13 protein-coding genes are annotated in these 20,101 nt (G+C 40.8%); 5 read left to right on the forward strand and 8 right to left on the reverse strand.

What is annotated here, in order from left to right; genetic code table 11:
• The 8 genes from ADH81_RS11485 to leuS form a co-directional block, all read right to left on the reverse strand.
• Positions 1–5,336, reverse strand: a 5,336-nt coding sequence (locus ADH81_RS11485; protein WP_239682096.1) for an accessory Sec-dependent serine-rich glycoprotein adhesin, incomplete at its 3' end; no start/stop codon positions are given.
• 500 nt (positions 5,337–5,836) lie between these two features.
• Entirely contained in the window at positions 5,837–6,409 is a 573-nt protein-coding gene (locus ADH81_RS08900) for a nucleotidyltransferase family protein (RefSeq protein WP_049528375.1), read from the reverse strand.
• Positions 6,390–7,388 (reverse strand): Holliday junction branch migration DNA helicase RuvB, encoded by a 999-nt coding sequence (ruvB, locus tag ADH81_RS08905; protein WP_080979314.1) that lies wholly within the window; start codon positions 7,386–7,388, stop codon positions 6,390–6,392. Before ruvB ends, ADH81_RS08900 begins: the two co-directional genes overlap by 20 nt.
• Before the next feature lie 166 nt (positions 7,389–7,554).
• Complete coding sequence (locus ADH81_RS08910; RefSeq protein ID WP_049528378.1) at positions 7,555–8,409, reverse strand: ABC transporter permease; 855 nt, start codon at positions 8,407–8,409, stop codon at positions 7,555–7,557.
• Positions 8,409–9,272 (reverse strand): ABC transporter ATP-binding protein, encoded by an 864-nt coding sequence (locus ADH81_RS08915; RefSeq protein ID WP_049528381.1) that lies wholly within the window; start codon positions 9,270–9,272, stop codon positions 8,409–8,411. Before ADH81_RS08915 ends, ADH81_RS08910 begins: the two co-directional genes overlap by 1 nt.
• 276 nt (positions 9,273–9,548) lie before the next feature.
• Positions 9,549–9,971, reverse strand: coding sequence for a GNAT family N-acetyltransferase (locus tag ADH81_RS08920; RefSeq protein WP_049528502.1), 423 nt, complete (start codon positions 9,969–9,971; stop codon positions 9,549–9,551).
• An 11-nt stretch (positions 9,972–9,982) separates the two neighbouring features.
• Positions 9,983–10,675, reverse strand: a complete 693-nt coding sequence (locus ADH81_RS08925; RefSeq protein WP_049528384.1) for a GNAT family N-acetyltransferase — start codon at positions 10,673–10,675, stop codon at positions 9,983–9,985.
• Positions 10,676–10,955: 280 nt separating this feature from the next.
• Positions 10,956–13,457, reverse strand: coding sequence for a leucine--tRNA ligase (leuS, locus tag ADH81_RS08930; RefSeq protein WP_049528385.1), 2,502 nt, complete (start codon positions 13,455–13,457; stop codon positions 10,956–10,958).
• 149 nt (positions 13,458–13,606) lie between these two features.
• Here leuS and ADH81_RS08935 point away from each other — a divergent pair, with 149 nt between their 5' ends.
• The 5 genes from ADH81_RS08935 (at position 13,607) to ADH81_RS08955 (ending at position 19,931) form a co-directional block, all read left to right on the forward strand.
• The gene (locus ADH81_RS08935) at positions 13,607–15,256 is read left to right on the forward strand and encodes a sensor histidine kinase (protein ID WP_049528388.1); all 1,650 of its coding nucleotides are present in this window, start codon (positions 13,607–13,609) and stop codon (positions 15,254–15,256) included.
• Positions 15,249–16,019 (forward strand): response regulator transcription factor, encoded by a 771-nt coding sequence (locus ADH81_RS10875; protein WP_080979315.1) that lies wholly within the window; start codon positions 15,249–15,251, stop codon positions 16,017–16,019. Before ADH81_RS08935 ends, ADH81_RS10875 begins: the two co-directional genes overlap by 8 nt.
• A gap of 113 nt (positions 16,020–16,132) precedes the next feature.
• Positions 16,133–17,179 (forward strand): ABC transporter substrate-binding protein, encoded by a 1,047-nt coding sequence (locus ADH81_RS08945; protein ID WP_049528389.1) that lies wholly within the window; start codon positions 16,133–16,135, stop codon positions 17,177–17,179.
• 12 nt (positions 17,180–17,191) lie between these two features.
• Positions 17,192–18,283, forward strand: a complete 1,092-nt coding sequence (locus ADH81_RS08950) for an ABC transporter ATP-binding protein (protein ID WP_049528393.1) — start codon at positions 17,192–17,194, stop codon at positions 18,281–18,283.
• Complete coding sequence (locus ADH81_RS08955) at positions 18,273–19,931, forward strand: ABC transporter permease (RefSeq protein ID WP_049528395.1); 1,659 nt, start codon at positions 18,273–18,275, stop codon at positions 19,929–19,931. The genes ADH81_RS08950 and ADH81_RS08955 overlap by 11 nt, the downstream gene beginning before the upstream one ends.
• Positions 19,932–20,101 lie beyond the last annotated feature (170 nt).

Consider the following 20,101-nt stretch of genomic DNA (forward strand, 5'->3'; position numbering starts at 1 on the left):
GCTGACTCAGACGCTGAGGTTGATGCGCTTGTGCTTGCTGATTCAGATGCTGAGGTTGATGCAGATTCAGAAGCTGATGTTGAAGCAGACTCTGACGCACTTGTTGAGGCTGATTCAGATGCTGATGTTGACGCACTTGTGCTTGCTGATTCAGACGCTGATGTACTTGCACTTGTGCTTGCTGACTCAGATGCTGATGTCGATGCACTTGTTGATGCTGACTCAGATGCTGATGTTGACGCACTTGTTGATGCTGATGTCGATGCACTTGTTGACGCTGACTCTGATGCTGATGTCGATGCACTTGTTGACGCTGACTCTGAAGCACTGGTTGACGCTGACTCAGAACGATATTTCTTGTCTGAAACAGTTTCATCCTGACTATAGACCGTTGGTGGATATGGCTGGCTACCAGATGCTACTTTAGCATTATCTTTATAGTAGACAGTTGCAATTCCATCCTCACTTACATCAATGCTAGAAATACGATCGCGACCGTTTGGTATCACCTTATCATGAGCTTTTCTGATTTCTTCGCGAACTTTTTCCTTATCAGTTTCTGTTAAGTGATTTTTATCCTTAACTTCTGTCACATCAATGGCAGGCTTTTTAAACAAGTTCTGCAACTGATCTTGTTGAATTCGAATTTCTCCAACGTCAACAGTGTTTCCACTAGGATCTGTAGCAGTGAGCCAACGTCCCCATGTGTTTCCTGATCTCCACGCAAGATCTTTATTAGCAACCGCATTAATAGTAAAGGTAGTCTGGTCATCATTGGTCAAGGTATTGATAATGTTTGTGATTGGACCAGTTCCCCATTCAGGTCTATTTTCGAAGAAATCTGTCAAATCTTTTCTATTACCGTAAACCTTCAGTGTGACTAATTTACCACTATTATCTTTACCTGTATAAGTAATCTGGATATTATCTCCAGCATAGAACAAATAGCGACCATTGCCATCTTTCTTAGGTTCTTGGCCATTAACTTTGACAGTATAGGTAATCGTTGGTTTTACACGCTCTGGAGTGATTGTTCCAGTCGTCACTTCTGAATTCAGGCCATCAACTGTAGACTTAGCTGTCACATCTCCTGTCGGAAGAAGTCCATTATTGCCATCGTAAGCTTTTTTCAGATCTGCAGGTTCAAAGGTAACGCTTGATTCATTATTCTTAGCTCTCTTCTCGAACGTATGTCCAGCTAAAGTCAAGGTTACAAGAGCACCAGGTGTTACATTCGTAACAACGATCGAACGATTTGGCAAACCACCTGTTTCATTAGTAGAATCAACTGAAATAGCTGGCGCTTGTGGGTTGACTGTATAAGTGATTGGAACGCGCTGTTTCACACGGACTCCCGTACCATCGACAGGCAGTTCAACTTCTACATCTTTTGTAAATCGTCCCACTTGTGAAAGATCTGGAGCACCATCAACCCAAGTGAAGTTAGTCTTATTTACATCATAATCAGGGCTTCCTGTAACCTTGGTGATAGAATCTTTCGGATTTGCAGCTACACGTTGATAATTCGGATCATCTGTTTTATTTTGAGTGAAGATATAAGAACGATTAGTCTCAAACTTGTAAACATTATGAATAACGTCTACTGTCTTGCTAAGCAATTTCGCACTATCAGTCTCACCTAAACGTCCTTTAGGATATGTAAAGGTGAATTTAAGTCGTTGTTGTCCAGCTTCTGTCGTAGTGATAGGAGCATCTGACAAGCGAGCTCCATCTTCATTTGTCCATGTTTGTTTAGAACCACTTGGGAACCAAGCATCTCCCGACTTATACACATAGTCAAGCCAGTTTGAACCATTACCATTGTGAGGAGTTGTTCCTTGGATATCATTGATTGGAGCTTTTGGCTTGATTGTAGACATGGTACTGTAAGTAACAGTAACATCATCTGTAGATCCATCTGAGTATGTAACTGTCGCTACAGCTTTTTTATTGTCACCAGAGTTCGTTGTGTCAATTGGTGTCTTCCAAGCGACAGTAGCACCTTGTGGCAGTTGCTTACCGCCTTCCAGCTGTACGAAGTTAGCCGCATTTGACAAATCATCTGCTGATTCGCCTACATAAGTATAGACAGTTGGAACCTTGGCTACAGCATTATATTTATCCGTTTGGTTCTTAATTACAAACTTGATATAGCCATTATCAGCAATACCATTTTTAGCATGGTCACTATCAGGAGTATTACGGTCATCTGTCGCCATCAAATAGCGTTCAAATGTTTGGCCTTTTACAAACCTTGTAGCCAACGTACCAGTTATCGTAATGTTAGCATTTGCTTGATCAGTCAAACTGGTAATCGGATTTGAACGATTGATACCTTCATATCCTGCGTAGTTGTTCCCGTTCGCGCTATCAGCGAATCTATCCATTTCAAACTTCAATGAAGAAATCTTGCCAGAATCATCTGTCGCACTAAAGGTGAGGTTAGTAGGCTCACCACGATAGATATCGATTTCTTTGACATCTGGTCTGTCATATGGAATTACCAGTTTTGGACGTTCATTAACAGTTACTGACTGAGGAAGAGTATTGCTTGTCAAATCATTATAAAGAATCTTCGCAGTACCATCGTTTGCAACTTCAATGTCTTTGATACGGTGAGTTGTCTGATTATTCTTAGCGTAGATAGCATTCTTGACAGCTGTCTTTTCAGTTTCAGTCAAGTTACTCTTATCTGCAACTGGTGTAAGTTCAGGATTAGTCACTGCAAGACGGTCTTTCAGTTGTCCTTGGGTAATACGAACATTGCCAGAAAGACCTGTCTGATGTCTATTACCTACTTGGTCAGTTGCAACCGCATTCCGTTGCCAAGTATTTCCTGACACCCACTTCAAATCATCCTTCATGTGAGCATTGACTGTGATCGTCGCAGGACTTTCTGGCGTAGCTGTGATATCTCCGGTCAAGTATCCTACAGTTCCTGTACCATATTGAGGATCTTCAAAGAAGTTATCTCTTAATCCTGAGTGACCTCCCTCTGCTTTTGGAACAATCTTAAATTCACTTAACTTACCACTGTTATCCGTCGCAGTAAAGTTAATGGTAAAATCATCACCTGCATAGACGATGTGTTCCATCCCACGACTAGCTACTGGGCTTTGAGTCGCTGGGATGGTTTGACCATCACGCGTGACTGTAACAGCAGGTACAGGTACTTCCGTTTCAGCTTTTAAACTTGCCTGAACGTAATCTACAGTGTTATCACGATAGGTCAGTTTGATTTCACCAGTATCAGACACAGTTATTTCATGACCACCTTCAGAGCCCTTCACGTAGTCAGTGCCTGAAAGGATAGTCGCATTCTGTTTCTTGAAGTTTGCAATAATTTGGTCTTTTTCAGACTGGCTCAAAGATGCAGGGTTGTTAACTGTAACAGTTTCACCACTAACAGGGTTGTTACGATCATTGAAACCTTTGATGTTAAGCGTCAAACGACCTGTAGTAGGCTGTTGAGCAGTGTCAAACACTTGAACCTCGAAATTATAAACACCTGGAGTCATTGGATTCCATCCATTCTCACGGCCAATTGTCCCACTTAGCACTGATGTATGTTCCTTAGGGCTCTTTCTATCAGAATAATAAGGTTTGAATCCTTGATCTCCAATCGGCGTTCGACTCATGACCAATCCATTGATATGTTTATTTGATGGAGCAAACAACATACTTAGCACCCCTTTATCATCTCTCATGACAAAAGGAATTCCATTTGCTCCCCCTAGCGCCTCATCATTGTAGATTTCAACGTAATTAGGGTTGATAGAGATAGTCGGAGCCTTATCTATCTGTCTTTGACCTGTACCAGTAGCAACCTTGCCATTCATAACACTTGTATAGTTACCAGCAGTAGCTGCACTATCGAATGGTCGACTGCTTGTAGCTACTTGCGCAGCCAAAGTAGCTTCACTAGAGTTTTCATTAACTGTTGCATAGATCATAATAGTCGCATCTAAGTTTCTATTCAAATCATGCCGTTTGTTAAAGACATATTCATTTCCAGAACCACCACGTTTTTCCATTGGTTCTCCGTTGAAAAGAACTCGAGTGATGGTTGTGTTTTTATCCACTTGTGCGATCAGACCTGCATAGTTCAACGCACTTTGAGCATGCATATTGATACGCCAGCTAACTTCTCGGCTTCCACTTGCAAAGCTTCCTTGCTCAAGGGATGCAGTCGTCTGCTGATTTAGCGTTACTGGTGCAAAGCCTCTGAGGCTTTCTCCTGTCGGCATAGCTTGACCATTACGGCTATCACGTTGACCTGAATTTGCACGTGTCACAGCATTCACGATGGAATTGCGAGCCGAAGTTGCCCTTTGCACAACTGCTGTCAAATCACCAGTTAGATCTGCAAGTGCTTTTTCAATCTCTACTACAGCAGCATTCACCTTAGTGATAGCTGAATCGGTATTTGGTAGACCAGCAGCTTTAGCTAGATATTCACCCATCTCGGCAGAAAGAGCGGCTAATTTCTTACGGTCTTCTGCTTGCTTTTTAGCACTTGCTTCTGCAGTCGTTGTCGCAGCAAGAGTAGCTGTTGTAGTAGCTGTCAAACTAACATTTTGACTTGTGAAGTTTTCTGCAGTTGACAGAGCACTAGAAAGGCTAGGGTTGACCTTAACATCGCTAGCCTTGACTGTAGCTCCGGATGCTCCGTCATTACTGATAGCATCTTCGCTAGTAGCCGTCTGTGAACCTTCTACATGCGAAGCCTCAGAGAGGGAACTGCTTGCAACAGTCGAAGCACTAGCCGATGTTGATGTCGAATCACTCAATGAAGCCGAAGTACTAGCAGAAGTTGAAGATGATACACTGGCACTAGTGCTAGCTGAGGTTGAAGCACTTACGGACTCTGATGCACTTGTTGAGGCCGAAATCGAGGCACTTGTAGAAGCAGAGATTGAGAGACTCTCACTGATAGAGTTCGATGTTGAAACAGAAGTTTGTTGCTCATCATCTTTCTTTACAGTTCCCAAGACAGCTTGGTCAGAAGTGACTAAGTTGTCAGTTCCATCAACCACCTTCTCAACAGCAACTTGTTCATTGGCATGGACTTGCGTGTGAGTAGCAACTCCACCACCAACCACCGCCCCTGCGGCGGCTATACCCTTGAGGATATCTAACCCTGTTATGGAAGTTGATACACGATCTTCTACAACTTCAGTTGTCACCTGAGCAGTATCAATACCACCACGAAGAACTTTAAACAAGCCAAATAGTGACGTTGAGGCACGCAACCAATGTTTCCCCGATTTAATCAACTTATATCGGGTAACACGATCAGTTTCTCTATACCGTCCTTCTTGACGTCTAAAAAACATTTTTCGTCTCCTTAAATTCTGTTTTTTTATAAAACCAGGCCCTATTTGTGTTATTGCGAAAAAAACGACTGTTACTCCGATTTTTCCTTATTTTTATAATCTTTGTTAACAAATAAAGTCGCAAATTTATAATATGAACCAATGTTTTAATCATTTTATTATAGCACACTTTTGTTCTCTATGTCTAAACTTTTTGACGATTTTTTACCTTATTTTAACTCCCTAGGCTTTATTTTTCATTTTTATAGAAAAAAACGAATTTCGGTGAACTTTGAATTCTATTTTTTTCAAACTTGTGTAGTTTCACTTTCCCCTAATTTGGTCATCCCTACCATAATCTAAAAAGTTATTAAGATAACAGTTTAGTTCACATCAAAAAAAGCCGCCTGATTGGGCGACTTAATTTTTATAGGGAGATTATTATGAAAAAGTTTTAGGAGTTAAAGTTAAGGTCTTCTTAACTTATGAGATAAGTATACAACTCCTAACTTAAAGTTTCCTTAAGTTATTTTAAATATGAGATTTTTCCATTTTTCTTGCCAGTTTTTCTTAGATAAACGTTTTTGATAGAGCTTCATTCGGTCTTCATTCTCTAAGAAATGAGGAGTTGGACGAACTTGAAAGCTCAAAATATCCTCCAAGCCATAAGGCGCAAAGAGCTCTAAAGTTGTATCTGTATGCAAGCGAATACCTATCGCCGTACAACGTTCAGGATATTTACTCATGGCATCGCAGGAATTCACATAGGGAGGCGTATGGGGACTATGCTGATGCATATAGACTTGATTCTTCAGCTCCCATTGATACTGGGGAAAATCCTCTCTCAACTTACTTTCTATAGCCAGCGTTTCTTCGTAACTCACATCTGGATCAAAGAAAATCACATCCACATCCGTTTCACGGTCAAAAGCTGGTTTTTCTGATAAGAGATTCCAGATAAAGTTTCGAACCGAACCAGCTGCCAACCAGGAATCTTTCAACTCCAGGTCTCGAATGATAGTCAGAATGGCCATCATGTCAGAATTTTCTCTAACACTATCTAGGATTTCTTGCTTATTTTTCATTGTACTCATACCCCAAATGCTCATAAGCCTTGGCTGTCGCGACCCTTCCTGAACGAGTTCGCATGATAAAGCCTTTCTGGATCAGGTAAGGCTCATACATATCCTCTACCGTCTCACGCTCTTCAGCGATATTGACCGAAAGAGTTCCTAAACCGACAGGACCCCCACCGTACATCTCAATCATGGTGCGAAGAATTTTCTGGTCCACATAGTCCAAGCCTTCATGGTCTACATCCAGCATAGTCAAGGCCTTATCCGTAATGACATCATCAATCAAACCATCGCCCATAATCTGCGCAAAGTCACGCACACGCTTGAGGAGACGATTGGCGATACGAGGAGTTCCACGACTACGGAGGGCCAACTCAGCAGCAGCTTCATGTGTAATTTCCATCTCAAAGATATCTGCCGTCCGCTCGACAATCTCTGTCAAGTCATCATGGGCATAATACTCCATGTGACCAGTAATCCCAAAACGTGCACGAAGAGGATTTGAAAGCATACCAGCCCGAGTCGTCGCACCAATCAAGGTAAAAGGTGGCAACTCCAAATGAACACTGCGACTGCCTTCACCAGCACCAATCATGATGTCGATGTAGAAGTCTTCCATGGCACTATATAAAACTTCCTCGACAGCCATTGGTAAACGGTGGATTTCATCGATAAAGAGCACATCTCCTGGCTCCAAGTCATTCAAAATCGCTACCAGATCACCGGCTTTTTCGATAACGGGACCAGACGTCTGTTTGAGATTAACTCCCAATTCATTGGCAATGACAAAAGCCATGGTCGTTTTCCCGAGACCTGGAGGGCCAAACAAAAGAACATGGTCCAGCGCCTCATCACGCATTTTTGCCGCTTCGATAAAGATTTGAAGCTGATCCTTGACCTTGTCTTGACCGATATATTCACGTAAATATTGGGGACGGAGGGTACGCTCTACCAACTCCTCATCTCCCATGATTTCATTATCTAAAATTCTACTCATGTTCCTATTATAGCAAAAATCCAGCCTACAAACAAAAAAGCCACCTGATTGGATGGCTTCATTAGGGAGATTATTATGAAAAAGAAAAGTTTAGGATTACTATTAAATAAAGTTAGGAGGTCTTTATTTAATATCCATATGATACAAGAGAAGACTTAAAGTTAGCTTAACCTATAAATTTTATTTTTTTGCTAGAGATTTTAACTACTACCAGCCAAAGCAGAAAAGTTAGGAGGCAGATACTCACCACTATTAAGTATGTTTCTTCCTTTGTTAAAAGGTTCTGCCAATTAAGCCGGATTCCTAATTTTTCTTGAAATTCTTCTAATAAGCTACTATTCCCCATAAATGTAGTTTCTAATTGCTCCTTCATTAAGACCTGTCTATAGAGAGAAGCAAGATAGGTAGCCGGTGTGCACTTCATGAGAACTTGAGCGAAGTTAGGAAGAATTCCCATTGGTACATAAGTTCCTACTAAAAAACCTGAAGCTGTACCTACAATGGTAGCCAATTTACCTAGACTATCTACTGACTGGAAATGATAAATCAAGAGTACATTTACCAATGTTGAAAGGAGACTACTTAGCAGCATGATTAAACTTATTTCAAATAGCTTATTCATAGCTGGAATTTCTTGAAAATAAAGGCTCATAACAATAAGCATAAAGGCTTGCATAACAAAGGAAATGATAAGGCTACTAATAAGATAAGACAGTTGCAAGCCCCAGCTTCCTAAGTCTGTCAAAAAGAGATCCTGATCCACTTGATTTTCACGGTCTTGTACCATCTGGGTCAAAGCTGTAAAACTGGTTGTAATCCCAGTCACAGCCAAGGTTCCACCCATCAGCCAGTTATTTAATAGACTCTTATTATCAGGAAGTTGGGACCAGGCGTCCATCAAATTTTTCTGCAAAAAAATGATATAGAGTAGAAAGGAAATCAAAGCTCCCAGTAATGAGAAAAAGACTCCTGAACGATTATGAAAATACAACAAAAAATCACGTTTTAATAAGGCTAACATTAGCGCACCTCTCTTCCTGTAAGTGCTATGAAGGCATCATCCATAGTTCCTGAACGAAATTCAAAGCTAGCAATCTTCTCACGAACTTGGGTCAAATAATCAATAGCTTCCAATTGGCTCTTAGGATAAAGACTATACTCAAACTCATTTTCCTTTTCCACAGGCATATTTTTAGGTAAGAATTCCTCCACCTGCTTGTCTTTAAAACAAATTTTTAAAAGATTGGAAGCGTACTCACTTTTAATCTCAGCAGCAGAACCTTGGGCAATAACCTTTCCATGATCTATAATATAAAGTTGATCTGCCTCATCTGCTTCATCCAGATAATGAGTCGTTAAGATAATAGTCATCCCTTCATCTCTTTGTAGACGATACAATAAATCCCAAATGGATTTGCGAGTCTGAATATCTAGTCCAGTCGTAGGCTCATCTAGAAATAAAATATCGGGATTGGATAGGAGAGCCCGAGCAATGTCAACTCGACGTTTCTGTCCTCCTGATAAAGTTCCATAAAGTTGTTTCTGAAAAGCAGTCAACCCTAGTTGATTGATTAAATCTTCCACACGACCACCTTTAATCCCCTTATACTGCTGGGCACGAATGGCTAGGTTTTCTTTGACTGTCAACTTTTCATCCAATACACTTGCTTGAAAAACAACTCCAATCCTAGTATTGGGCGCATAGATGATTTGACCATTAGTTGCTCGTTTAAGTCCGATTAACATTGAAATCGTGGTCGATTTGCCAGCCCCATTAGGTCCTAAGATTGCGTTAAAACTTCCTTTTTTAAACTCTAAATTTATATTTCTAACTGCTATATGGTCTCCATAGTTCTTAGTGAGACCTTTTGCTTGTAAAATCATATTTCTTTCCTCCTTTTCACACTCTCAGTTTAACAAAAAGGAAAAAGAAAAAATATAGTTTGGTGCTATGTGGTCGAAATAGATGATTATATGGTCAATTCTACCTTAAAACTTCTGCATTTGAACATAAAAAAAGCCACCTGATTTGGTGGCTTCTTTAGGGAGATTATTATGAAAAAGAAAAGTTTAGGATTTCTATTAAATAAAGTTAGGAGGTCTTTACTTAATGATTACATGATACATGAGTAAACTTAAAGTTAACTTAAGATAAAAAAATTATTTTAATTTTTTTCGATCCACCCAAATCATTCCTGTACAATCGTAAGTAGATAAGGTTTCAAACCCCAGAGAACGGTAAAACCCCAATGTTTTTTCTGTCTGTTCAGTCGCTAGTTGTACTTGGTAGGCACCCTTATAGTCAGCTAAGGCTTCTTTCATCATAGAACTTCCAATCCCTTGGCGCTGATAGCTAGGCAAAACAATCAAATCCTGGACAAAAACGGATGAAAATCCGTCTCCAACCAAACGCACTAAACCAACGATTTTCTCACCATCACGTGCTAGATAAATGGCCAGTGAATGAGTCAGAGCCTGAGCCAACATTTGGGGCTGATTGGTATAATTTGTCCAACCAACTGCCTGGTAGAGCGGTAAAACGTCATCAACTGAAACAGAGGATTCTTTTGTAATATTAATCATAGCAAACCTTTCTAACATTCTCTAAGGGATTTCAACTGTTCCCCATTTTCATCAAAATTATCTGGACTCAACCACGATTCAAAACGAGCTTTAACCCTTGGCCAGTCCTTATCAATCATAGACATCCAGTCCGTGTCTCTGGTACGCCCTTTATAAATAACCGCTTGACGGAAAGTACCTTCGTAGATAAATCCCAAACGTTCTGCTGCTTTTCTAGAAGGTAGATTTAGCGCATCACATTTCCACTCATAACGGCGATAGTTAAGCTCTTCAAAGACATAACGAGCAAGCAAATAGTGGGCTTCTGTTCCCATCCTGGTCTGTTTAAGAGCCGGCGAAAAGGTCACCGCGCCAACTTCAACCACGCGATTAGCTTGGTCAATACGCATGAGAGAAAAAGTCCCCAGCGCCTTTCCAGTCGCTTTATCAATAATCGCATAATAGAAGCGATCCTTGCGCTCAATCATCTGCTTTAAAGCAACAATTAATTCTTCAAGATTTTCTACTGGTGGTTGAAAGAGATAGGTCCACATGTCACGAGGGGTATCTGGGCCATAAACAGCCAGCAAATCCTCCGCATGCTTTTCCACTGACAGAGCTTCGATAATCGTATACTGTCCTTCTATCCGTACAAGCGACGGTAAAACTCCAGGTGTATCGTCTACAGGTTCACCAATCATCTGACCATATTCATTTACTGGCATAGTTTTCTCCTTATCTCACTCTTATAAGTTTAAAGATGTGAATAGTATATCACATCTCACACATAATATTCAAAAAATCCTCCAGAGCTGAACTCTGAAGGACTTTTAAATTTATTTCACAACGATATTAACGAGTTTAGTTGGCTCAAACAGCTTGGGAAACTGTTTGAGGTTGGAAATCAGCAAATAAATTGGTTATTTTACAACAATATTAACCAATTTAGTTGGCTTCAATAGTCCAGTGGACTATTGAAGGTGGCAGATAGGGCTAATAAACTCGTTATTTAACGACGATATTAACGAGTTTATTAGGGACACTAATCACCTTCACAATTTCTTTGCCATCAATCTCTGCTTTGACCTTGTCGTTAGCCAGAGCCACTTCTTGCAGTTCTTCGCGTGACAGGTCTTTAGCGACCATGAGTTTGGCGCGGACTTTTCCTTTGATTTGGACTACGATTTCAATTTCATCTTCAACCAATTTGCTTTCGTCCCATGTTGGCCAAGCTACATAAGAGATAGACTCGCCTGTTGCTGCCACTGTTTGCCAGAGTTCTTCAGCCAAGTGAGGAGCAAATGGAGCAATCAATTGGATAAAGCCTTTAGCGTAATCCACATAGAGTTTGTCTTCCTTGTTCGCTGCGTTGACAAAGACCATGAGTTGGGCAATGGCTGTGTTGAATTTCATAGACTCGATTTGCTCTGTGACAGCTTTAACAGTTTCGTTGTAAACCTTGTCTAGAGCACCATTGTTTTCTGCAACGATTTCTTTACTTGTGATCAAACGGTAAACACGGTCGAGGAACTTACGACTTCCTTCCAGACCTTCTTCTGACCAAGCGATTGAAGCATCAAGTGGTCCCATGAACATTTCATAGACACGAAGGGTATCAGCACCGTATTGTTCCACCACATCGTCTGGGTTGACCACGTTCTTGAGAGATTTAGACATCTTGGCTGGCGCTTGCTCCAATTCTTCCCCTGTTTCCACATGGAAGAAGGAACCGTCACGTTTTTCAACTTTATCAGTCGCCACAAGAGCACCACGGTGGTCACGGTAGCTTGTTCCCAAGATCATTCCTTGGTTAAAGAGTTTTTGGAATGGTTCTTTGGTTGGAACAACACCGATATCATAGAGGAATTTATGCCAGAAACGAGCGTAAAGCAAGTGGAGCACAGCGTGTTCTGCACCACCCACGTAGATATCGACTGGCAACCATTGTTTGAGTAGATCCTCATCAGCCAATTTTTCTGTGTTATGTGGATCGATATAGCGGAGGTAGTACCAGCTTGAACCTGCCCATTGTGGCATGGTATTGGTTTCGCGACGACCTTTGACGCCATCTTCGCGGGTTACTTCCAGCCAGTCTGTCAAGTTGGCTAGTGGGCTTTCCCCAGTACCTGAAGGGCGGATGTCCTTGGTGACTGGCAAGACAAGTGGGAGTTCATTTTCTGGAACGGCTGTTGAAGTTCCATCTTCCCAATGAATGATTGGGATTGGTTCACCCCAGTAACGTTGACGGCTAAAGAGCCAGTCGCGGAGACGGTAGGTCACCTTCTCTTGGCCGCAACCTTTTTCTTCCAGCCAAGCCACGATTTTAGCAATCGCTTCTTCTTTGTTAAGACCGTTCAAGAAGTCTGAGTTGACGTGAAGGCCATCTTCTGTGTAGGCAGCTTCTGCTACGTTTCCACCTTCCAGTACTTCTACGATTGGAAGTCCAAACTGTTTGGCAAATTCCCAGTCACGTTGGTCGTGGGCAGGTACAGCCATAACAGCACCTGTACCATAGCTAGACAAAACGTAGTCGGCAATCCAGATTGGAATTTCTTTGCCGTTTACAGGGTTGATCGCATAAGCACCCGTCCAAACCCCTGTTTTTTCCTTGGCAAGATCGGTACGAGCCAAGTCTGATTTGAGACTAGCTTGGTGTTTGTAGTCCGCCACAGCCTCAGCTTGTTTCGGACTTGTGATGGCATCTACCAAGTCATGCTCAGGAGCCAAAACAGTGAAGGTAGCACCAAAAAGGGTGTCAGGACGAGTGGTAAAGACTGTGAATTCCTTGTCTGTTCCTTTTACCTTGAAAGTGACATTGGCACCAGTTGATTTCCCAATCCAGTTGCGTTGCATATCCTTGATAGACTCTGGCCAGTCAAGCTCATCCAAGTCATTGAGCAAGCGCTCCGCATAGGCAGTGATTTTAAGCATCCATTGGCGCATTGGTTTGCGGACAACTGGATAGCCACCACGCTCAGATGTTCCATCTGGAAGCACTTCTTCGTTGGCGATAGCTGTTCCCAGTTCCTCAACCCAGTTTACTGGCACTTCCGCTTCATAAGCCAAACCTTTTTCGTAAAGCTTAGTGAAAATCCATTGCGTCCACTTGTAGTAGTTCGGATCTGTAGTATTGACTTCACGATCCCAGTCGTAAGAGAATCCAAGCGCATTGATTTGGCGTTTGAAGTTAGCAATGTTTTCTGCTGTGAATTCCGCTGGGTCATTCCCTGTATCCATAGCGTATTGCTCTGCAGGCAAACCAAAAGCATCCCATCCCATTGGGTGAAGGACATTGTAGCCTTGCGCACGTTTAAAACGGCTGAGGATATCAGTCGCTGTGTAACCTTCTGGGTGTCCTACGTGCAGACCCGCTCCAGATGGGTAAGGGAACATATCAAGCGCATAAAACTTAGGTTTTGAGGCATCTGTTCCTGTCTTAAAAGTGTGATTGTCAGCCCAGTATTTTTGCCACTTAGGCTCGATTTCTTTATGATTGTAAAAACTCATAGCGTCTCTCCAATTTTCGTGATGCTCCTATTATACCATTTTTAGGGGGAATTCGTCTCTTTCTTTTCAACTCTTTTCTCTTTTCACCTTGCCTTCCATTTTTAATACTGCTATACTTACTTTAGTATGCTCTTTGTAAGAGGTAATTTATGGTACATTCTTTTAAACATTCTCTCCAAAAAGAGATTCTTCACCGTAGTTCTTTGGCTGCTTTGGCGACCTCGTTTTTACTCCTCATTCTCCTGTTTGGTTTTTCCTATTTTCTGCAAAAGCAACAACTCACCAAGGATACCCAACAGATCGTCCAGCATATTCGCGACATGAAACAAGCGAACTATCAATTACTGGAGACCATGAATCAAAAAATGGTTCCAGAATTTTTAGAAGGTAAACACACTGACCGAGAACTCTTTAGTCTATTTTATGAAACAAAAGCTCAACTGAAACTCAGTTCTGATTTTATCATCCTTGACGACACAGGAAAACTTCTCTTTAGTACCAATCGCAACCATCAAGAAACTATTTTAGCTCCTTATTATTTAAAATTATTAATTCAAAATCCGATTCAAGGAGCTATTACAGAAAAGGTTGCTTTGTCAATAGATAAACAACATTACGCACTCTTCATTATGCCTATCGTTCAAAATCAACGAGTTAAGGCTTATAGCATTTCTTTTGTAAATGAAAATGAATTTGTGTCCAGTATCCCTCTTATCAATTCAAAATATGCTATTACAGATACTTTTGGAAACATCTACTCTAGTAATACCAATCAATTTACTCAATCAACTCTGGAAAAATTTGATGAAAAATTACTCCAGTCTAAAACTCATTGGTACGTTGAAAATCCACTTCTGATTGAAAAACGTAAAATTGAACCGATTTTCTCAATCTACACCTTTCAATCTTTCTTTCCCATTCCGAGTTTACTAGGGCTTGCTTCTGTCTTAACACTCTGTATCTTTCTATTATACTTCTGGCAGGCGAGACGAATTGCTTATAAAATTGCGACGCACAATGCCGGCCCTATTGAAAGTCTAGTCTATCAACTGCAAGAAATTCCTAAGAAAAAGGACAAGAAGCTGATCCTCCAGACAGGAGACGAATTTGAACTGATTGCTGAGAAAATCACCGATATGCTCCAAGAGTTGGATGAGCTCCATCAAAAGATGTTGACCATTGAGAAGGAAAAGTGGATCTTTGAAAGAAAGATGCTGGAAGCTCAGTTTAATCCTCACTTCCTCTACAATACCTTGGAAACCATTAAAATCACGAGTATGATTGATGCTAGTATTACTCAAGAACTTATTCAAAATCTCACGCGCATCCTGCGATATAGTGTAACTGAACTAGAAAAAGAAACGACTCTTGGGCAGGACCTAGAGATTATCGAAGCTTATCTGAAAATCCATCAGATTCGATTTGAACATTTTTCTTATCAGATTGACTGTTCTGAGAATCTACATTCCCAAACTATTCCGAAACTTTTCCTATTACCACTTGTGGAAAATGCTCTAAAATACGGAAGGCAGTATCGTATCGACCTTGCCATCTCTATCCAAATCACTCAAGAGCAGGAAGCACTGACCTTTATCGTTAAGGATAATGCTGGTGGTCTAACCAAACAAGAACGTCTACATATCTTAGAATCCTTGGACAGCCCACATACACAGCACGGTATTGTCAATAGTTACAAACGATTGAATAACTTTTTTGAAAATGTAGAATTAGATTTGGGAGTCAACTCCAAAGGGGAAACCTGGGTAAAATTTGTCACGAAAGGAAGAACGCATGTTTAAGTTAATCATTGTCGAAGACGAACACCTGATCCGAAAATGGCTTGAAATCGCCGTAGACTACTCAGCCTTAGGTATTCAAGTCGTTGGAACTGCAAGTCACGGACAAGAAGGCATGGAATTGATTCAAAAAGAGAAGCCACATATCGTCCTGACAGATATTACCATGCCCATCATGGATGCTTTTATGATGTTTGAAGCGACTCGTTCACTCTCTTATGAAAAAGTGATCCTCTCAGGCTATAATGATTTCCAAAATGCTAAAAAGGCCATGCAATTCGGAGCAGTGGACTTCCTCCCAAAACCCATAAATGTCGCAGAATTAACAGAGTGTTTAGAAAAAATAACTCTACGCCTCAAGATGGATCAACACCAAACCAATTCATTTTTACAAGACTATCAGACTTTTGTAACATCTCTTCAAAAAATCAATCCTCAAAACCAACTGATTCAACAAATTCTCGAATTTGTGCACCAACACTACTCCCAACACTTTACCATTTCTACCATTGCAGAGAATCTAGGTTATAGCGAAAGTTATCTCTACAAGGTTATCAAGGAGGATTTTCCTATCACCTTGAACGAATACATTCTTCAGTATCGTTTAAAACAAGCCGTTGAAAAGATGAGCCAGTATCCTGATTCTCCTCTTAGTCAAATCGCTGAACAAGTCGGCTTCTCAGACTATAAATATTTTGGTAAAGTTTTTAAGAAATACTTTCATATCTCTCCAAAAGAGTTAAAAGCCATTGGAAGAATAGTTTAGACACTATTCTTCTTTTTTGTAGAGAATTTTACCCCATTAGGATAGAATTTTAAGTTTTAAAAACGCTTTCATTGCTTTACAATAGAGGTAACAAAACTATGGAGGTATCCATCATGAAAAAGAAATGGATGTATTATGCTGCGTGTGGACTTGCTATTTTGGGGCTAACCGCCTGCTCTTCTGACGATGCTTCGGGAGAAAAGGCAACTGAAAATGGAGGAAGCGATACTCTAGTAGTCTACTCTCCAAACTCAGAAGGATTGATTGGAGCAACTATTCCTGCTTTTGAAGAAAAGTATGGCATCAAGGTTGAACTCATTCAAGCCGGAACAGGTGAACTCTTTAAGAAACTAGAATCTGAAAAAGAAGCCCCTGTGGCAGATATCATCTTTGGTGGTTCCTATACCCAATATGCTACTCACGGAGAACTTTTTGAAAATTACGTATCAACGGAAAACGATAATGTAATCAAAGAATATCAAAATACAACTGGTTACTCAACTCCTTACACATTGGACGGTAGCGTTTTGATCGTCAATCCTGACTTAACTAAGGGGATGAATATTGAAGGTTATAGCGACCTCATCAAACCAGAACTCAAAGGAAAAATCGCAACTGCTGACCCAGCCAACTCTTCTAGCGCCTTTGCTCAACTAACAAACATGTTGCAAGCACAAGGTGGCTATACAGATGACAAGGCTTGGACTTATGTCAAAGATCTCTTTACTTTGATTGATGGTAAGATTGGCTCTAGTTCATCTGGTGTTTACAAGGCTGTAGCAGATGGAGAAATGGCTGTTGGTCTTTCTTACGAAGACCCCGCAGTGAAACTTCTAAACGACGGAGCTAACATCAAGGTTGTTTATCCAAAAGAAGGTACTGTCTTCCTGCCTGCTAGCGCTGCTATTATTAAAAACGCTAAAAATATGGAAAACGCTAAGAAATTTATCGACTTCATCATTTCTCAAGAAGTCCAAGACACCCTTGGTACAACAACTACTAACCGTCCTGTTCGTAAAAATGCTAAAACTAGCGAAAATATGAAACCAATCGAACAGATTAAAACACTCACTGAAGACTATGATTATGTCATCAAAAACAAATCAGATATCGTGAAGAAATACAACGAAGTCTTTACAGATATCCAATCTAAACAGTAAAAGAGGTTAACTATGAGTGAGATCAAGATTATCAATGCCAAGAAAATTTATCACGATGTAGCTGTTATCGAAAATCTAAGCGTGACCATTCCTAAGGGGAGCCTTTTCACTCTCCTTGGGCCTTCAGGCTGTGGGAAAACAACCTTACTTCGTATGATTGCAGGTTTCAATAGCATCGAAGGAGGAGAGTTCTACTTCGACGATACTAAAATCAACAACATGGAACCTAGCAAACGAAACATTGGGATGGTTTTCCAAAACTATGCGATTTTCCCACATTTGACAGTGCGTGATAACGTAGCGTTCGGACTCAAGCAAAAGAAAGTTCCAAAAGACGAACTCATCGAACAAACAAATAAATACCTTGAGTTGATGCAAATTGCCCAGTATGCAGACCGAAAACCAGATAAACTTAGTGGTGGTCAGCAACAACGGGTTGCCCTAGCACGTGCCTTGGCAGTTAATCCTAGCGTTCTCCTCATGGACGAACCCCTCAGTAACCTAGATGCCAAACTGCGATTGGATATGCGTCAAGCTATTCGTGAAATCCAACACGAAGTTGGTATTACAACGGTCTACGTAACTCACGACCAAGAAGAAGCTATGGCCATTTCTGACCAAATCGCCGTTATGAAAGATGGTGTTATCCAACAAATCGGACGCCCGAAAGAACTTTACCACAAGCCAGCAAATGAATTTGTCGCAACCTTTATTGGTAGAACAAACATAATCCCTGCTCGTTTGGAAAAGCAAGCTGACGGAGCTTACATCGTCTTTGAAGATGGTTATTCTCTTCGTATGCCAGCACTAGATCAGGTGGAAGAACAAGCTATTCATGTCAGCATTCGTCCCGAAGAACTTATCCGTGACGAAAACGGACCCATCGATGGAACAATTACTGACAGTGTCTATCTTGGACTTAATACCGAATACTTCATTGAGACAGGATTTGCTTCAAAACTTCAGGTAAGTGAAGAATCTACATTTGAAGAAGATTTGAAGAAAGGAGATCGCGTTCGTTTGCGTATCAATACTCAAAAACTCAATGTCTTCTCTGAAGATGGTTCGCGCAATCTCATAAAAGGAGTCAGCCATGGAGCGTAAAAAACTAAATATCTGGACGGCGTCTTCCTTCTTCATCTTCCTTACTTATCTTGTTTTTCTGGTCTATCCAATTGTTACGGTATTAAAACAGGCACTAGTACATGAAGGTCATTTCTCATTAGAAAATTTTGTTACTTTCTTTAGCAAATCTTACTACTCTGAAACCCTTATCAACAGTTTCAAGGTTTCTGTAACTGCAACAATCACTTCTGTCCTTGTTGGTACCTTGCTAGCTTATCTTTTTTCAATGTATGACTTCAAGGGAAAGAAATTTTTACAGATTTTAATCATCATTGCATCCATGTCAGCTCCCTTTGTAGGTGCCTATTCTTGGATTCTATTGCTGGGAAGAAACGGGGTTATCACAAAGTTTCTAACCAACACACTTCACTTGCCAGGTCTTGACATCTACGGTTTCAAAGGTATTGTGCTTGTCTTTACACTTCAACTCTTCCCTCTCGTCTTTCTTTACGTAGCTGGGACTATGAAGAGTATCGACAACTCCCTCTTGGAAGCTGCTGAAAGCATGGGATCTTTCGGTCTAAAACGAATTGTAACAGTCGTTTTACCTCTCTTGGTTCCAACCTTACTAGCAGCTGCACTCCTCGTCTTTATGAGAGCCTTCTCGGACTTTGGTACTCCGATGTTGATTGGTGAGGGATATCGTACCTTCCCAGTCTTGATCTATACACAGTTTATCAGTGAAGTTGGAGGCAACTCTGCCTTCGCATCAGCCTTAGCAATTATGGCGATTACAATCGCCCTAGTTATCTTCCTCATCCAAAAGTACGTTTCAAATCGCTACAGTTTCAGTATGAACTCGCTTCATCCAATTGAACCTAAGAAAACGACAAAAGGGAAGATGGCTGCTATTTATGTGACAGTTTATGGCATTATCTTATTCTCTGTTTTGCCTCAAGTTTACTTGATTTATACATCCTTCCTGAAAACATCTGGTATGGTTTTCGTCAAAGGATATTCACTAAACAGCTATAAGACTGCCTTTAGCCGTATGGGATCTGCTATTTTTAATACCATTCGTATCCCTCTCCTTGCCTTGGTTCTAGTTGTTGTCTTTGCGACTTTCATCTCCTATCTTGCAGTTCGCAAACGTAACCTATTTACCAACTTAATCGATAGTCTTAGTATGGTACCTTATATCGTACCAGGAACTGTACTCGGTATTGCCTTTATCTCTTCATTCAATACAGGCCTCTTCGGAAGTGGTTTCCTGATGATTACTGGAACAGCCTTCATCTTGATTATGTCCTTATCTGTCAGAAGACTTCCTTATACCATTCGTTCTTCAGTTGCTAGTTTGCAACAAATTGCTCCTAGTATCGAAGAGGCAGCAGAAAGTTTGGGAAGTAGCCGTCTCAATACCTTTACTAAAATCACAACCCCAATGATGCTTTCAGGAATCATATCAGGGGCAATCCTTTCATGGGTAACAATGATTTCGGAACTATCTACTTCCATTCTCTTATATAACGTTAAAACTAGAACAATGACCGTAGCTATTTACACTGAAGTACTTCGTGGGAATTACGGTGTGGCAGCAGCCCTATCTACTATCCTCACTATCTTGACAGTTACTTCCTTGTTACTATTTATGAAAATTTCTAAAAATAACAGCATTACGCTCTAGTTTTTTTCCTACTAAAACAGCCAATTCCCCCTGGCTGTTTTTTTAGATCTCCACTTTTGATTTTCCCGAATCATCACCTTCGATAAATACAGATTCCTATCAATAGGACATATCTTAGCTAGTTATATAGATGCATGATAGTCCTTTTTATGGTAGAATATAGGAAAGTG

Origin of the sequence: Streptococcus pseudopneumoniae, assembly GCF_001072925.1 — a bacterium.
GTDB lineage: Bacteria > Bacillota > Bacilli > Lactobacillales > Streptococcaceae > Streptococcus > Streptococcus pseudopneumoniae_Q.

What these genes read in the sequence shown, in the direction of transcription:
- ADH81_RS10875 (WP_080979315.1), top strand. Translation starts at nt 15,249, where the DNA reads ATGTTTAAGTTAATCATTGTCGAAGACGAACACCTGATCCGAAAATGG.
- ADH81_RS08910 (WP_049528378.1), bottom strand. Translation starts at nt 8,409, where the DNA reads ATGTTAGCCTTATTAAAACGTGATTTTTTGTTGTATTTTCATAATCGT.
- ADH81_RS08920 (WP_049528502.1), bottom strand. Translation starts at nt 9,971, where the DNA reads ATGATTAATATTACAAAAGAATCCTCTGTTTCAGTTGATGACGTTTTA.
- ADH81_RS08900 (WP_049528375.1), bottom strand. Translation starts at nt 6,409, where the DNA reads ATGAGTACAATGAAAAATAAGCAAGAAATCCTAGATAGTGTTAGAGAA.
- ADH81_RS08915 (WP_049528381.1), bottom strand. Translation starts at nt 9,272, where the DNA reads ATGATTTTACAAGCAAAAGGTCTCACTAAGAACTATGGAGACCATATA.
- ruvB (WP_080979314.1), bottom strand. Translation starts at nt 7,388, where the DNA reads ATGAGTAGAATTTTAGATAATGAAATCATGGGAGATGAGGAGTTGGTA.
- leuS (WP_049528385.1), bottom strand. Translation starts at nt 13,457, where the DNA reads ATGAGTTTTTACAATCATAAAGAAATCGAGCCTAAGTGGCAAAAATAC.
- ADH81_RS08955 (WP_049528395.1), top strand. Translation starts at nt 18,273, where the DNA reads ATGGAGCGTAAAAAACTAAATATCTGGACGGCGTCTTCCTTCTTCATC.
- ADH81_RS08950 (WP_049528393.1), top strand. Translation starts at nt 17,192, where the DNA reads ATGAGTGAGATCAAGATTATCAATGCCAAGAAAATTTATCACGATGTA.
- ADH81_RS08945 (WP_049528389.1), top strand. Translation starts at nt 16,133, where the DNA reads ATGAAAAAGAAATGGATGTATTATGCTGCGTGTGGACTTGCTATTTTG.
- ADH81_RS08925 (WP_049528384.1), bottom strand. Translation starts at nt 10,675, where the DNA reads ATGCCAGTAAATGAATATGGTCAGATGATTGGTGAACCTGTAGACGAT.
- ADH81_RS08935 (WP_049528388.1), top strand. Translation starts at nt 13,607, where the DNA reads ATGGTACATTCTTTTAAACATTCTCTCCAAAAAGAGATTCTTCACCGT.